15 protein-coding genes and 1 rRNA gene are annotated in these 14821 nt (G+C 58.3%); 12 read left to right on the top strand and 4 right to left on the bottom strand.

The genetic code is table 11. The features are described 5' to 3' along the window. The first annotated feature begins 6 nt into the window (after nt 1–6). Nucleotides 7–123, top strand: a 5S ribosomal RNA gene (gene rrf / locus O9H32_RS24165). 294 nt (nt 124–417) lie between these two features. Here the strand turns inward: rrf and O9H32_RS24160 are convergent. The 3 genes from O9H32_RS24160 to O9H32_RS24150 form a co-directional block, all read right to left on the bottom strand. Then, complete coding sequence (locus O9H32_RS24160) at nt 418–1446, bottom strand: LLM class flavin-dependent oxidoreductase (RefSeq protein ID WP_269868680.1); 1029 nt, start codon at nt 1444–1446, stop codon at nt 418–420. 208 nt (nt 1447–1654) lie between these two features. After that, complete coding sequence (locus O9H32_RS24155) at nt 1655–2857, bottom strand: MFS transporter (protein WP_269868679.1); 1203 nt, start codon at nt 2855–2857, stop codon at nt 1655–1657. Nucleotides 2858–2928: 71 nt separating this feature from the next. Beyond that, nucleotides 2929–3210: an ArsR/SmtB family transcription factor gene (locus O9H32_RS24150; RefSeq protein WP_269868678.1), complete on the bottom strand. Its 282-nt coding sequence runs from the start codon at nt 3208–3210 to the stop codon at nt 2929–2931. Nucleotides 3211–3515: 305 nt separating this feature from the next. Here O9H32_RS24150 and trhA point away from each other — a divergent pair, with 305 nt between their 5' ends. The 6 genes from trhA (at nt 3516) to O9H32_RS24120 (ending at nt 7368) form a co-directional block, all read left to right on the top strand. Continuing rightward, nucleotides 3516–4163 carry a PAQR family membrane homeostasis protein TrhA gene (gene trhA / locus O9H32_RS24145; protein ID WP_269868677.1) on the top strand — a complete coding sequence of 216 codons (648 nt, stop codon included), beginning with the start codon at nt 3516–3518 and terminating at the stop codon, nt 4161–4163. Between the two features lie 170 nt (nt 4164–4333). After that, complete coding sequence (locus O9H32_RS24140) at nt 4334–4798, top strand: hypothetical protein (RefSeq protein ID WP_269868676.1); 465 nt, start codon at nt 4334–4336, stop codon at nt 4796–4798. 235 nt (nt 4799–5033) lie between these two features. Continuing rightward, nucleotides 5034–5225, top strand: coding sequence for a hypothetical protein (locus O9H32_RS24135; protein ID WP_269868675.1), 192 nt, complete (start codon nt 5034–5036; stop codon nt 5223–5225). Continuing rightward, nucleotides 5222–5380, top strand: coding sequence for a hypothetical protein (locus tag O9H32_RS24130; protein WP_269868674.1), 159 nt, complete (start codon nt 5222–5224; stop codon nt 5378–5380). Before O9H32_RS24135 ends, O9H32_RS24130 begins: the two co-directional genes overlap by 4 nt. Before the next feature lie 273 nt (nt 5381–5653). Continuing rightward, nucleotides 5654–6685 carry a hypothetical protein gene (locus O9H32_RS24125; RefSeq protein ID WP_269868673.1) on the top strand — a complete coding sequence of 344 codons (1032 nt, stop codon included), beginning with the start codon at nt 5654–5656 and terminating at the stop codon, nt 6683–6685. Between the two features lie 38 nt (nt 6686–6723). Then, a complete protein-coding gene (locus O9H32_RS24120; protein WP_269868672.1) occupies nt 6724–7368 on the top strand; it encodes a carbohydrate-binding family 9-like protein in 645 nt (214 codons plus the stop codon). 72 nt (nt 7369–7440) lie between these two features. On the opposite strand, the gene O9H32_RS24115 is transcribed toward O9H32_RS24120, so the two are convergent. Then, nucleotides 7441–7572: a hypothetical protein gene (locus tag O9H32_RS24115; protein ID WP_269868671.1), complete on the bottom strand. Its 132-nt coding sequence runs from the start codon at nt 7570–7572 to the stop codon at nt 7441–7443. 306 nt (nt 7573–7878) lie between these two features. Here O9H32_RS24115 and O9H32_RS24110 point away from each other — a divergent pair, with 306 nt between their 5' ends. From O9H32_RS24110 to O9H32_RS24090, 5 genes are all read left to right on the top strand, one after another. Beyond that, entirely contained in the window at nt 7879–8259 is a 381-nt protein-coding gene (locus O9H32_RS24110) for a glyoxalase superfamily protein (RefSeq protein ID WP_269868670.1), read from the top strand. A 220-nt stretch (nt 8260–8479) separates the two neighbouring features. Next, a complete protein-coding gene (locus tag O9H32_RS24105; protein WP_269868669.1) occupies nt 8480–9319 on the top strand; it encodes a MerR family transcriptional regulator in 840 nt (279 codons plus the stop codon). Beyond that, nucleotides 9316–10086, top strand: coding sequence for an SDR family oxidoreductase (locus O9H32_RS24100; protein ID WP_269868668.1), 771 nt, complete (start codon nt 9316–9318; stop codon nt 10084–10086). Before O9H32_RS24105 ends, O9H32_RS24100 begins: the two co-directional genes overlap by 4 nt. A 351-nt stretch (nt 10087–10437) precedes the next feature. Further along, nucleotides 10438–12732, top strand: coding sequence for an AraC family transcriptional regulator (locus tag O9H32_RS24095; RefSeq protein WP_269868667.1), 2295 nt, complete (start codon nt 10438–10440; stop codon nt 12730–12732). Nucleotides 12733–12787: 55 nt separating this feature from the next. Continuing rightward, nucleotides 12788–14299: an extracellular solute-binding protein gene (locus O9H32_RS24090; protein WP_269868666.1), complete on the top strand. Its 1512-nt coding sequence runs from the start codon at nt 12788–12790 to the stop codon at nt 14297–14299. The last annotated feature ends 522 nt before the right edge of the window (nt 14300–14821 follow it).

Here is a 14821-nt window from a genome sequence, read left to right as displayed (position 1 = left end):
AAACCGTTTGGTGATGATGGCGGAAGGGAACCACGCGTACCCATCCCGAACACGAACGTTAAGCCTTCCAGCGTCGATGGTACTTGGACCGCAGGGTCCTGGGAGAGTAGAACGTCGCCAAGCCAAATGAAAGTCTACCGTCAGGTGGGCTTTTTTTTGTTAACCCGGTGGGCCTGGGAAGGGCTGATCTCTATGCAATTGAAAGGTTAACAGACGACTCTGTCAGCCTGCCTCTGAGAGGGGGTCCCACGGATCTGATGAGGCTCAAGGAAGAACGATGGAACCTAGGCGCATGGAATCGGAGTTAGCTGGGAGTTATTGTATTGTTCGTCCCTCGCGAAAGCTCCAAAACCGTATTAAAAAGCCAAGCGAATGCAGCCCGGGGGCTGGTTCACTTGGCTTTTGTTATATTGCCGCTTACTGACCTTTAACGGCCTCGGCTAGCAGCTGGTAGGAGCGCAGGCGGGCCTGATGATCGTATACCTGGCCGGTGACGATAAGTTCGTCCGCACCGGTTTCCTGGAGGAACCGCGGGAGTTTCTCGCGAATCGTTGCTTTGCTGCCCGCAATGGAGTAGCCGAGCTGCTTGAGCACAATGGCTTTCTCCTGCTCGTTCCACAGCGTATCCATGCTGTCCACTGGAGGGTTCAACTGCCCGGTACGGCCTCTAATGATGTTGAGGAAGGCCTGCTGGTGCGAGGTCGCGAGACGCTGGGCTTCTTCGTCAGTATCAGCAGCCACGATGTTCATGCCGACGATGACATAAGGTTTGTCGAGCACGGGCGACGGACGGAAGTTGCTCCGATACAGATCGAGCGCGGGCAGCAGATACTCAGGGGCGAAGTGACTCGCAAAAGCGAATGGCAGCCCGAGCTGGCCGGCAAGCTGGGCACTGAAGCCGCTGGAGCCGAGCAGGTAGATTGGGATGTCGAGGCCTTCCCCTGGTACGGCACGCACGCCCATCGGACGGGAGTCGGAATCCCCGCTGAGATACGCACGGAGCTCGCTGAGCTGCTCGGGGAAGTCGCTTCCGTCGCTTCCTAGTCCACGGCGAAGCGCACGGGCTGTATATTGGTCCGAGCCCGGAGCACGGCCAAGGCCCAAGTCGATCCGGCCCGGGTACATGGATTCGAGGGTGCCGAATTGCTCGGCGATCATCAGCGGCGCGTGGTTCGGCAGCATGATGCCGCCGGAGCCGACACGGATCTTCTCGGTGCCCCCGGCGACGTAGCCGATGACTACAGAGGTAGCCGAGCTGGCAATCCCGGGCATGCTATGGTGCTCAGCGAGCCAGTAACGGTGATAGCCCCACTGCTCCGCGTGGCGAGCCAAGTCTAGGGTGTGGCGGAATGTATCGGCCGCGGTACTGCCGGAGATGATGGGAGCCAGATCTAGGACGGACAGGGTGACTTGGTGCAGCAGGTCGTTTGTATGGTTGTCGATCATTGATGCTTCTACCTCCTAAGGTCATTGCAAACTGGGAATAGGGAGGCAGACCTGCCGGTAAAGGAGGGCTGCCCATAGGATTGGATGCCTGCAACTGTTACTATTATAATAACAGAAATTGCAGGCAAACGACAACCCTTAGGATAGCCTGCTTACCGTGAGATGATTCAACGCCACGCGAGAGTAGGCATAGGGCCTGCGCTTCCGGTCAGGTTCCCGCTTTTTGCAGCGCGATCTCTTGTGACTCCTGACGGGAGGCGCTAGAGGAACGAGTCCTACGGAGGGAAGCGGCGGCCATGAGGGCTGCGACGGCTACGCCGGCAGCACCAATCCAGGAGATGGCTGCGAGGGACGCCTGCTGGACAACGATCCCGCCGATCCCCGCCCCCGCGGCCATGGCCAACTGCAGTACGGAAGAGTTCAGGCTCAGCATAATCCCGGAAGCCTGAGGGGCGAGCAGGATCAGATTATACTGCTGGGTAGGGCCCGACGACCAGGCGGAGAAGGCCCACAGCATCAGCAGGGGGAACATCGCGGCGGGGGAGTGGGCGGCAAATGACAGGGCGAGGAGGGCAAGGGTATGGAGCAGCATCCCTCCAACGAGCGTCCGGGAAACGCCCCACCGGTCCGTACCGTAGCCGCCAAGCTTCGAACCGAGCAGGCTGGCAATGCCGAAGGCGAACAGGCCGGCACTGACTCCTTGCTCGCTCATGCCGGTAACGGTGAGGAGGAAGGGGGAGATGTACGTGTACGTGATCGAATATCCGGCGATCCAGAAGAAAGTGATAAGGAGGGCGGCGGCAATCTTCGGCTGCTTCAAGAGGGCGATCTGATCCCGAACGGGTACGGGCTGTTCACCTTCCGTCCGAGGAATGATCCAGGCTATAGCTAGCATGGCAAGAAGACCGAGAACACCGATGCCTCCGAAGATCATCTGCCAATCGTAAGCCGAGGCGATGACTCTTCCAAGAGGAACCCCGACGATCAGGGAGGTACTGAAGCCCATCACGAGTGTAGCGATGGCACTGCCCTGTTTATCGGGCGGAGCGAGCTTGGAGGCTACGGTGAGGGCGGTAACGACGAATACGCCGGTACTGAGAGCGAGGATGATACGAGATCCGATAAGGAAGGAATAGCCGGAAAGCGTGACGGCGAGCAGATTGCCGATGATGAACATGGCCAGGGAATAAAGCAGCAGCTTTCTGCGTTCCATCCTTGCCAAGGCTGCCATAATGACCGGTGTGCCGAAGGCATAGGCGAGTGAGAAGACCGTAATGAGCTGGCCGGCCGCGGAGACCGAGACACCGATATCCGCCGCCACCTTATCCAAAATGCCGGCAATAATGTTCTCCGACGTACCGACCAGAAAGCTGGCCACAGCGAGCAGATAAATTTTCCATGTATTTGACATAATGATCCTGGCTCCTTTCATATCCTTTATATTTTATATTTCTAAAAATACAGAAATAGTAAACAAAAAAATTATTGCAGCAGGTAAGGGGCGTATTTGGCCGCCATATTTCTGTTGACACTGTAATAGATGAATGTGCCGTCCTTGCGGAGATCGAGCAGTCCGCAGTCCGTCAGCTGCTTAAGGTGATGGGAAAGCGTCGAACCGGCAATGGATTCAAGTTTGCTCTTAATATCGGTGCAGCACAAATTCTTCTCCTCCGTGAGGAGCATGGCAATCCGCAGGCGGGTCGGCTCTCCGAGCGCTTTGTATACTTTGACGGCTTCACGCAGTTCTGCATTCTCTTGGACCATGAGGCGATCACCCTTGTTGTAATTTGATGTTTCTATAATTATGGAAATTAACTTACCACAAATTCCCTTGGATGTAAACCTGATTTTTCCAAGTAAGGGGGGAGTATTTGTCTGTTTCGGGGGAGGTAAGGCGGTGTCGCTTTATTTCTCGGGCGGATTCGGGAACGAGCGCTGGACTTCTTAGGGCCTTCCACCGCCTGGATCCACCTTTGCGAATGCTTCCCAACCTGCCCGGGAATCCTAGGAGGGATTGCCATCCGAATCGATTGCACAAGATCGGCAGGAAACGGAAGGAGGGGGATCCAATGGACCTTATGAGGCTCAAGGAAGAGCGGTGGAATGCATGGACGCATGGCATCGGAACACTGCTCAGCGCCGTAGGGCTGCTGCTGTTGGTAGAGCGGGCTGGAGTCTACCGCCATGCTGCTTATACAGTATCGAGCACCGTGTACGGGGCCTCGTTCATCTTGCTGTACATCTCCTCCACGCTGCTGCACAGCGCGCGCTCGGCGCGGTGGATCGAGAGGTTCGAACGGCTCGATCATGCGGCAATTTTCATTGCGATGGCCGGGTCCTATACGCCATTCCTGGTCTATGCCTTCCCTGGGCTGCCGGGCTATGCGATGCTGACCCTTGTCTGGGGGCTGGCCTTGACGGGCATCGGGCTCGTACGCTGGATCATCCGCCGCTTCATGCCCTGGGGCATGATCTACTACCTGCTGCTGGGCTGGCTCATCGTCTTCCTGATCGGGCCGCTGCAGAGCCTGCTGCCGCCTCAGGGCCTTGCATGGCTGCTCGCAGGCGGAATCCTCTACAGTACAGGGATCCTGTTCTTCGTCTGGCGATCTCTCCGATACCACCATGCTGTCTGGCATCTCTTCGTGCTGGCCGGCAGCGGCTGCCATTTCATTACGGTCTATGCCTACCTGGTTCCTGCAGCCCCGTCGCACTAAGAAAGAGTTGAAGCGAAGCTCTCCCGGCAGGAGGGCTTTTTTTGATAGGCTCCTGGGGGAATGGTAAGTTCTTGTGATGCAGGGTGTTTAGCAGCTATCCTTTCTTGGGTAAAAAAGGGTAACCGAAGCTCGTCCCTGAAGGGACAGCCAATCATGAAGGAGTGTTCCCTATGAGTATTCAAAGCCGCAATCCATCGTCTTCGTTCACGAAGCCATTTGCCCATGTGCATACGATCCTGACCGGACACGGATTCGACGAAGTGGCGGGTAAGGAGAACTCGTTCTACGAGCTGCCGATTCGTGTGGAAGGGGAGGAGAAGGGCTATCCGTTCCGGGTATACACCCGCCGGGCGGAGAACAATCAACTGGAGGTTGATCTCAGCCAAGCCCAATTTGCCGGTGAGGGCCAAGTGCCGGAGGCCGCATCCGCCCAAGCGGATAAGCTGCTGGGCACCCTCCGCGAGAAGCTGCAGGGCGAGTCCTACAAGAACGAGTCCACACCGATCGACGAAGCCCAGAACGGCCGGATGACGAGCAATGAGGAAGAAGTGAAGCAGCTCGGCAAGGCGATGTCGGATTACCCGACGAACAAAGAAGTGCGGGAGAGCGGCATGGTGCCGGATCCGATCCAATAAATAGAGGGCTGGAGATGGGAAGACTGCCTGTCCGGAAGCCCCCCGTCCAACGGGTACGTCATTGATCCTCCGGGATGAGTGACGTACCCTTTTGCTATGTCCGCCTACGATCACAGAAACCGGAAAAGTCATCGATCATCCGTTCACCCTGAAGTTTCCCTTCTCCAAGCATACAAACCATTGTCGCCAGCTTGAATCCGAAGGCTGTCAAAACGGCTGGAGATTGAGCTTCAACGTGAAAGAAGTGAAAGTCACCCCGGATACGACCAGCGTGACGCATTCGCTGGAGCAGTTCACTCCGAGCCAGCTCGTCGAGAAGCAGAAGCAGGAGCAGGAGTTCATCTACACGAAGGCTGCAGTGCACGAAGACCAGGGCCATCTCTTGGAGCGCCTGAGCGGCGAAGGGAAACGAAGGGCAGCCGGTTGAGAAATGAACGTTCATTATGCCAGCGCAGCGGGCCAGACGAAATACCTCATCTTGAAACCTTTCAAAACCAACAATGGGGATTTCCCGAAGGAATTGAGCAGAGCCAGCTGGTGGAGGGGCTTGATCTGCGTATCGACCTCCCTGAAAACGAATAAACAGCATTGAATGGATGAGGGGACTCCTGTGAGAAGGAGTTCTCTTTATTTGGGTTGATGATCGATCGCAGCTGCGGCGGCAGTCGGGTTCCCTGCGTCTCGGCCGGCTGCATTGCCTATGGGCCTCTTTGGAGTTAGTTGCATTCACACCATTCCTGGAGGAGGTCCGCCAGCTCGGCGGGATCGGGATAGCATTATTCCGTGACCTATTGTAAGTTTTATTATATCGTTACTAATGTCTGAAATTATAGAATCGGGGGGAGCAGGCAAGAGATGTTCAAACTAAGATTAGCTGTATGGACAGCGGCAGCGATGATATTCCTGTCCGTATCCACGTATTCGCACGCCGAACCGGAGGAGGGGACTCCGCCAAGCAGCATGCCGTGCCTTACCTTGTTCGACGAGTTTAAGCTGTATAAGAGCGAGAGGACAGGAAGCAGCGAGGTCATCGGATCACTCAGCGGAAACCAGACGGTTCAGCTGGCTCCGGTGGAGGCGGAACGGCTGGCGGGCCTATCCACGATGAGCAAAGTGCATGTAGTGACTTGGCTTGGCACCGCGTGGATCAACCTCAAAGAAGGTTCGTATAAGTACGGAGAGCTGGAGAGGAAGACCGAGACCTTGACCCTGCTTCAGCCGGAAACGGCGCTGTACGACTCGCCGCTGGCCGAAACGGCGTACAAACTGGCTCCGCAGCAGGTGGAAGCGGTGGCCTCGATGCCCGTATGCGACCCGTTCTATGCCTGTTGGTCGCAAGATAAGTGGTACTTAATCCGCACCTCCTGGCTCGGTGAGAAATGGATTCAGCCCTATCATTATGCAGAGAAGTATCAAGGGCGGACGGTGGAAGGGTATATCAGCATTGAAGAGGAGAGCGCCGTCTATTCATACCCCGAGGATGAGCCGCTGACTGGCGAGCCTAAGGTGCGTCCGCAGATCGTGAAATTCGTCGCCAAATATGTAACGACGGGGCGAATGGTTCCTCCGACTCTATGGTACCAGATCGATACACCGCAGGGGCTTCGCTGGATCTGCATGGGCTCCGAACATGGGCTGGGCTTTGAGAACATAGAGCCCGTCGATCTCAAGATCGACATGCCGGCCCCCTTCCATTACTACAGGTCCCCTTCTCCTTATGAAGAGCCTTCCGCAGCCCAGGAACCGCAGATCGTCCATGCCCTTGGTCGTCTCGGGGACTGGTACTTTGTTCTGACGGGGGATCAGGGTAGATGGATCAATCCAGTGATCAATCCGGATAAGGAGCCGGCAGTGCGGACAACCGGGGATCTCGGAGAGAACACTTAGCACCGCGCTGGATCCAGACGGAGAGAGGAGGCTGCAAGATGGTTGGTATTTCCTCGGGATACGCCAAGGTCTACCGGGCAAGGTTCGTTCCGCCAGAGGAGCACGGTAAGGGGAACGGACTGACGCTGCCTTGGCCCTGCATAGAGAGGGCGGGCTTGGTCGATGCGGTGACCGGGCTGCCGCCTGCCGAGCGGACAGAGATAAGCGTATGCTGGAATCCGGACCATGTCTATGTCCGGTTCTATTGCCAGGACCGGTATACGAAGTCAAGCTATACGCAGCGCGACGAGCCGTTGTACGAGCAGGATGTGGTCGAGCTGTTTATCGACGAGCAGGGCGAAGGGACCGAATATTTGGAGATTGAAGTGAGTCCGAATAATGTCATCTTCGATGCCATGATCCGCCACGACGGAATCGACCTCATGCTGGAGTGCAATACGGCGTGGAATATGGAGGGTCTGGTGACTTCCGTGTACCGCGAAGCCGAGGACCGGCTTGTATATGACATCCGGCTGCCGGCAGGAGCCTTCCTTCATCCACTGACGGCAGGGACCCGGTGGAGAGTCAATTTCTACCGGATCGACGAACAGCCGGACGGCAGACGGGAGTATCAGGCATGGAGTCCGACGGGAGCTGCCCAGTTTCACCGTCCGCTAGCCTTTGGCTGGCTGGTGCTGGGGTAGGCAGCAGCCCGGGCCTCCCTGTCAGCTGCGGAGTTTGGCTCATGGTTGTGCCCAGGCCGCCAGGGTATTCCGTCAGGTCCGGTTTCTTTTCTCGTAAGCTTTGACCAACCGGACCCACCAATACAGTGTAATCCAAGGTAAGATAACAGCCGATAATCGAATGGCCAGCTGAAAAAACTGGTCGAGCGCGATGGAAATCATCATACCGCCTCCTCTCATCATTCACGGGGGAAGGTTCTAGAGCCGCGTCTGCATAAGCTGATACAATAGATGATGCCAATGCAATAGATTAATTGATACAATAGATACAGCAGTACGTTGTACGGGATCAAAAACACGGGCAGCTCTGTGATGAATGGGTGCCGTTCCACATTGTATAAACGCGGTTCGGCTGCCGGATGTTACATTTATAAAACGGGAACTGGCCGAGGCACTACTAGGAGCCGAGGGGTATGGGGACCGTGAGCTGCCGAGAAGTGGATTCGACCATTCCGAGGGAGGAGCTCGAACATGACGGCGTACAAAGGAATCATTCCCCTGCTGCGAAGCTTCGACGAGGGAAAGGCCAAAGAATTCTATGCAGATTACCTGGGGGGCCGGGTGGACTGGGAACACCGTTTTGAAATGGAGAACCGTGAGAGCCCACTCTACATGCAGGTTTCCCTGGGGGATGTCCGTCTGCATCTAACCGAGCACTATGGAGACTGCTGTCCCGGGGCCTCGGTCCGGTTGGAAGTCGGGGACCTGGAAGTGCTCCACCGGAGGCTGCTGGGCCAAGCATACGCCTATTCCCGCCCCGGCATGGAGACGACTCCGTGGGGAACGCGGGAGGTTCGGGTGACCGATCCCTTTGGGAACCGGATCACCTTTTATGAAGAGCTGCCGGAGTAGGCGCCTATCACGAGTAAAGAGGCACAGGCTGGTCCTAACGGGCCGGATGTGCCTTTTTGGCGTACCCGGAGAAGGGGGCCCCGCAGGACCATAAATCCGGGTTGGGGTTATTTTTGCGAATCAGGGAATTGCCATTGACTCTCCCCTATAGGGGAAGGTATATAGTCAGTTCAGAGGCCTCGATATAACAGCAAAGGAGAACGGGAAGGGATGTGCGCGCATGTTCAAAATCAGTGATTTCTCCAAGCTCAGCCGGGTGTCCGTCAAGACGCTGAGGTATTATGACCAGATCGGTCTGCTGGAGCCTGCCCATACGGACAGGGATTCCGGATACCGTTATTATACCGCGGACCAGCTGTACCGCCTGCACCGTATATTGGCATTCAAGGATCTGGGGTTCACGCTGGAGCAGATCGGACCGATGCTGGATGAAGTATCCTGCGAGGAGATTAACGGCATGCTGCGGCTGAAGCAGGCGGAGCTGCAGCAGAAGGTGCTGGAGGAGCAGGCAAGGCTGGCAAGGATCGAAGCGCGGGTGCAGCAGATCCGCCTGGAGGAAGGGCAGGCGCCGGTAAGCGATCCGGTGGTCAAGACGGTCGAAGCCGAGCTTGCCGCCACCATTCGGGCACGGGTGCCGAGGTCCCATATCGGCCTGCTGGCCGAGGAGGCACGGCGGCATGTGAGAGGGCAGGGCCTGAAGCCCGGTACCCTGGTCATCCAGTGGCACGATTGGGGCCTGCCGGACGACCGGGTGGACATCGAAGTCGGCGTACTGCTCCCGCGGAGAATCGGAGCGAGCGGAACGCTGAACGTGGCATCCCTGCCGGAGATGCCGCTGGTGGCGTCGCTCCTGCACCGCTGCGACCCCCGGAGCGTATGCCGCGCCTCCTCGCAGCTCGCCGGCTGGATCGAAACGAACGGCTACCGGATTGCGGGCGATCTCCCGCAGCGGGAATTGTTCTTCCCAGAAGAGGAGTCAGCAGAAGAGGGCGGGCTGAGGCATGCGGAGCTGCTGATTCCTGTGGAACGGATCGACTATGAAGGAGGAGAAAGCAGATGAGCGGGTTGGCATTGAAAGGAAAAGCGGCCCTGGTGACGGGAGCGAGCCGGGGAATCGGCAGAGCGATTGCGGAGCGGCTGGCCCGGGACGGAGCAGTCGTTGCGGTCCATTACGGCAGCAGGCGGGAGGCCGCGGAGGAAGTCGCTGCCGGCATCAAGGCGCAGGGCGGGACCGCATTCACGGTCGGAGCGGATCTTGGGAGCCTGCAGGGCGTAGAAGGTCTGTGGACGGAGCTGGAGGCGAAGCTGGCGGAGCTTACGGGCGAAGCCCGGTTCGATATCCTGGTCAATAACGCTGGCATCGGGCTGCGGGGAAGGATCGGCGAGACGACCGAGAGCATGTTCGACGAGATGATGGCGGTGAATGTCAAAGCGCCGTTCTTCCTGATCCAGGGGGCGCTGCCCCGCATGCGCGACGGAGGCCGGATTATTAATATCTCGTCCGGCGTCACCCGGATCGCCTACCCCGAACTCACGGCATACAACATGACCAAGGGGGCGCTCGATACGCTGACGCTGACCTTGGCGAAGGACCTCGGTCCCCGGGGAATTACGGTCAATGCCATCATGCCGGGCATCGTAGATACCGAGATCAACGCCGGCTGGCTGCATGAGCCCGCAGCTTGGCAGTTCGCCTCGGAGATGTCGGCCCTGGGACGGGTGGGCGAGCCGGACGATATTGCGGATATCGCCGGATTCCTCGCTTCGGGCGACAGCCGCTGGGTGACGGGCCAGAGGGTGGACGCAACCGGTGGCTCGCATTTGTAAGCAGGGCTGGCAAGCCCGGATAGAAGTGAAGAAGCTCCTGGAAAGGGGCTTTTTCACTTGCCTATGTAAGTCGAAGGGAAGGGGGCTATGCCTGCCATCCTTGGCTGCATGTAACAAGCTCCCCGAGCTCGGTTCGTTGTGTTCCCCGGCTGACACAGCGACGCGCGGGGCTGTTCTCCTGGGCCAATCGCGGCGCTAGAGCTTGGCATTGGCCCTCAATGGTTGAGCCGTGCGGAGGACGGCACAGAGTTGGAACTAACGAAACCTAGTTATTTTATGGTATAGTATAACAATAAAGAGTTTGGGGAAAGAAAAGTCAGAATGCCAGAGTCATCGGGGGAGGGGCATCCATTGGCGAATTATTTAAAGCGCTTACTTCTATTCAGTTTCCTGCTCGGCACGCTTCCCGTCCTGGTTACGGGGTGGCTGTCCTATTCGGCGGCTTCCAGGGACATGGAAGAGAAAGTGAAGGAGGAGGGGGGGCATGTGCTGCTCCAGACGCAGATGCGGGTGGAGCAGGTGCTGAAGACCCTTGAGCTGTCGGCCATTCAATTCGTGAATTCCCCCGAATTCGTGGCTACGGCGAACCGGAAGCTGAGCGAAGAGAACTACGAAGAGATCCGTACGCTCTCCAAAGGGCTCTACCAGCTTCAGACGCTGACCGGCATCAACGATGCGTACCTGATCAATTTCAGGAACGATTGGCTGGTGAACTACCGGCTGTTCCGGACGCTCACTTCCGAGCCTCAGCGAGAGCGCTTTCTTGCTTATGCAGGCCATCCGGACAGCCTCTTCTGGGTCACTCCGGGACAAACGGATGCCCGGTCCGAGGAAGAGCGGGAGGCGGCGGACGGAGAGCCGATGATCCGCATGGTGCTCAAGATCCCTACGGTACCGGCAGTGAGGCCGGAGCAAATGCTCGTGATCGAACTCCCGGAGGGGGATATCGAAACGCTCCTTGGCGCGGGCGAAGGGTTCGGCACGCATTATGTGCTGGATCCGGGACGGGCTGAAGTCGTCGTCGGACAGGTGCCCGAAGGGGCGGCCGGGCGCAATTCCCTCATCGTACAGAAGGTGCTGGCGGGAGGTGCGGAGCAGGGATTCTTCCGGATGGAGGATGGGAACGGGGCGGAGCTTGGCGTGTCCTACCGCAAGTCGGCTTATAATAACTGGATCTACACCTCGGTCGTCTCCATGAAAGAGATGGGGGCTGCCTCGCGCAAAATTGCGGTGATTACGGGGCTGGTCTGTCTCGCCGTTGCCGCGGTGGTAGCCGTGCTGGCATTCTACGGAAGCCGGCGCATGTACACGCCGATCCGGCGGCTGTTCGATGCCACGCGAGCCATGGGGGGCGAAGGGGAGGCCGCGGCCGCACTGGACGAGTTCTCGTATATCGAGAGTCGGCTGCGGGACTTGTCGCTGACGGGGCGGGAGCTTCGGGATCAGCTCTCGAAGCATGCCGGTCAGCTCAAGGAACTGTACATGCTGAAGCTGTTCACCGGACAGACAGGTGAGAAAGATTACCATTATCAAGCGGAAAAATACGGATTTCCGTCGGGCTGGCATCGCTTGACCGTGCTCACGCTGCAGATCGATTCGCTTCGGGAAACCCGGTACAGGGAAGAGGATCAGGATCTGCTTTTGTTCGCAATCGGTAACATGGTCGGCGAACTGCTGCCGGAGCCGCAGTGCTTCCGCCCGGTTGTGCTCGACTCCTCCCAGGTAACTCTGCTGGCGAGCGCGCTGGAGGATCCCCAGGAGCTGAAGAACCAGGTGCACGGCATGGCGGAGGATATCCGGAGCAAGGTGGGCGAGTATCTGGGACTGAAGGTGAGCATCGGCATCTCCCGGCCGTTCGAGCGGATCGGGGAGACGGTGGAGGCTTACTCCGAGTCGCTGTACGCCCTGCGCAGCCGGCTCAGCCTAGGCAGCGATATCGTCGTGCATTACGGGGACATCGGGACGGGCGGGGGACTCAGCGCAGCCGGATCGCACCATCTCAGGCTGCTGGAGGACCAGATCGTCCACGCGCTGAAGATGAACCCCGAGCGGGTGCCCGATTTGTTCGAGGAGTATATGTGCTCCGTAGCGGACAAGGGCATGGGCTTCGGCGAGCATGCCGCCGTGATGATCCAGCTGGTGGCCAAGGTCTACGGCCTGGTGCAAGAGCAGGGGAACACGGTGGAGCATGTCTGCGGTCCCCGGGCTTCGATGGAAGTGTTCCTGAAGCTCCATACGCTGGAGCAGCTGAAGTCCTGGTTCACAGACGACCTGCTCGGACCAGCGGCGTCCCACCTCAATACCCAGGCGGATTCGCAGCACACGGATATCGCGGGCAGGATGCTGCGCATGATCCAGGAGCAGTACGATGAAGACTTGTCGCTCGATTCCTGCGCGTCGGCATTGAATTTCCATCCGGTCTATCTCAGCCGCGTCTTCAAGAAAGAGACCGGCGTCAATTTCAGCGAATATCTCATGGAATACCGGATGAAGGTGGCCAGACAGATGCTCGAGGAGTCGAATATCCGCATATCCGATATTGCGGATAAACTGCGGTATACGAACACGTCGGCCTTCATCCGGGTCTTCCGCAAGGTCGTCGGCATGACGCCGGGCAAATACCGGGAGCAGTGCGGGGGCAGGTAAGGCCGGCCTCAGCGGCCGGGGCGAAGCCGGGTAACGGAGGAAGAGGAGGATGCGAATGGCCGAAGGACAACGAAGGGCCGCGGGACTGGCGGCATGCTGCACCGTACTGCTGCTGGCAGGCTGCAGCGGCAAGGAGCATGGGAGCGGGGCGGAGGGGGCCCAGGCGGAACGCTTCCGGGTTACGATCGCGGCGGCCCAAGTAGGAGAAGCGCTGGCGGACGGCAACATCGTGGAACAGGAGATGGAAGCCTATACCGGTACACGCCTGGAGATTCAGTGGATCCCCAGCACGGCTTACGATGATAAGGTGAGCGTGATGATCGCATCGGGCAAGCTGCCGATGATGCTGCGGCTGAAGTCGACGTCGGAATCGGTACGGGCGATCCAGTCGGGGCTCTTCTGGGAGATTGGGCCTTACTTGAAGTCGTACGGCAACTTGTCGGAGCTTAGTCCGCAGTATTATGACAATATCCGGGTGGATGGCAAGCTCTACGGCATTCCGCTGTTCCGGGATATGGCCCGTTCGGCGGTCGTCTACCGGAAGGATTGGCTGGACAAGCTGGGCTTGGAGCCGCCCGCCTCGATCGAGGACTGGTATGAGCTCTGCCGCGCCATGGCGCAGGGGGATCCCGACGGGAACGGGCTGAACGACACATACGGCCTCATTCTGGGCAAAAAATATAACGATGGCTCCGCGGCTATCACGACGCGGATCGCCGTATCGCTCGGGGCGCCGAACAAATGGGGGGTGAATGAACAGGGGCAGTTCACGCCCGAGTTCATGACGGAGCCTTATCGGGATGTGCTGCGGCTGCTGCGGCGGCTCTACGCCGAGAGGCTGGTCAACCGGGACTTCGCCGTACTCGATGACGACGAGGCCGAGAAGCAGTATGACACCGGGCGCGGCGGTCTGCGGGTCGGCGTGGCGCAGAATGCCAAGGGCATGCAGGACCGGCTGGCCGCCTCGGGCATCAAGGGGGAGTACGATCTCGCCCCGATGACCGGGCCGTCGGGCATCCGGGCCACCGCCGAGCCGGGGAATAATGGCTTCTATGTGTTCCCTAAGTCTTCCGTGGCGGCCGAGGAAGATCTGAAGAAGGTCCTCGGCTTCATCGACCGGATGCTCGATGAAGAGATGGCGACGCTGCAGCTGCGCGGGGTGGAAGGAAGGCATTTTGTCCGCATAGAGGGCGGAAGTGCCATCTATAAGGACTTTGACCTCTTCCAGAAGGAGGTCAAGCCTTACCGCGACACATTCTTCAATCTGGAGGGCTATAAGGGGCTTCCCCTCAAGGATACGCCGCTCGGAGAGAAGGGCAAGCGGATTCCGAAGGAGAGCCTGGCTGCCGCCGTACGGAACCCGGCATCGGGTCTGCAGTCGAAGACCTATACGGAACGGGGCAAAGAACTGGAGGAGAGAATCGGCGATGCCCAGACGAAATTCATCATGGGGAAGATCGACGAGGCGGGCTGGCAGGCGGAGGTCGATGCCTGGCTGCAGGCAGGCGGCGGGCAGATGATCCGGGAATATGAGGAAGCCTACGCGAAGACCTCGCAGGCCCGCTGAAAAAGGGATAGGCTAGCTTGGGAAGGGCTCTCCGGGAGGAGGGCTTTTTTTTGATATCGCGCGCCTAGCCAAGCTAGACACAACGAGCCGGTGCAAGTCCGGTCGAGGTAAGAGCCAAGTCGCCTCGTAGCTGACCGGCAGCTGGTGGAGAGACCCTAAGGCTGAAGCCCTGTGACAAAATAACCCTGCAAAGGGAGCGAGCAAAAGGGCAGGCCGTAACATGAAGTGAATCCTGCCGCATCGTCCAAAAGCACCTGCAAAGGACAAGAAGGAGCCGAGCCCCGGGTATCTGGGTGGAGGTCATGGAACGCGTGAAGACCTTGGAATCGCAGCGCGGAAGAACCTTCCGGCGCAAGGGGAGCGGCATGTCGGGAATGTTGTGTCTGGAATCCGGAATGGGATGGCAGGCTTGCAGAGGAGTAGCCTCTATAATGCTCATATGTGATAGAACATGATGTAAAAAGATAGTTGACAACGATTACAAAAAGGATATAATCAAATTCAAGCAAACATAATCATAAA

The organism is Paenibacillus caseinilyticus (assembly GCF_027533645.1).
GTDB classification, from domain to species: Bacteria; Bacillota; Bacilli; order Paenibacillales; family NBRC-103111; genus Paenibacillus_G; species Paenibacillus_G caseinilyticus.
The sequence above is the reverse complement of the archived record's forward strand: the minus strand, read 5'-3'. Positions and strand labels throughout refer to the sequence as shown.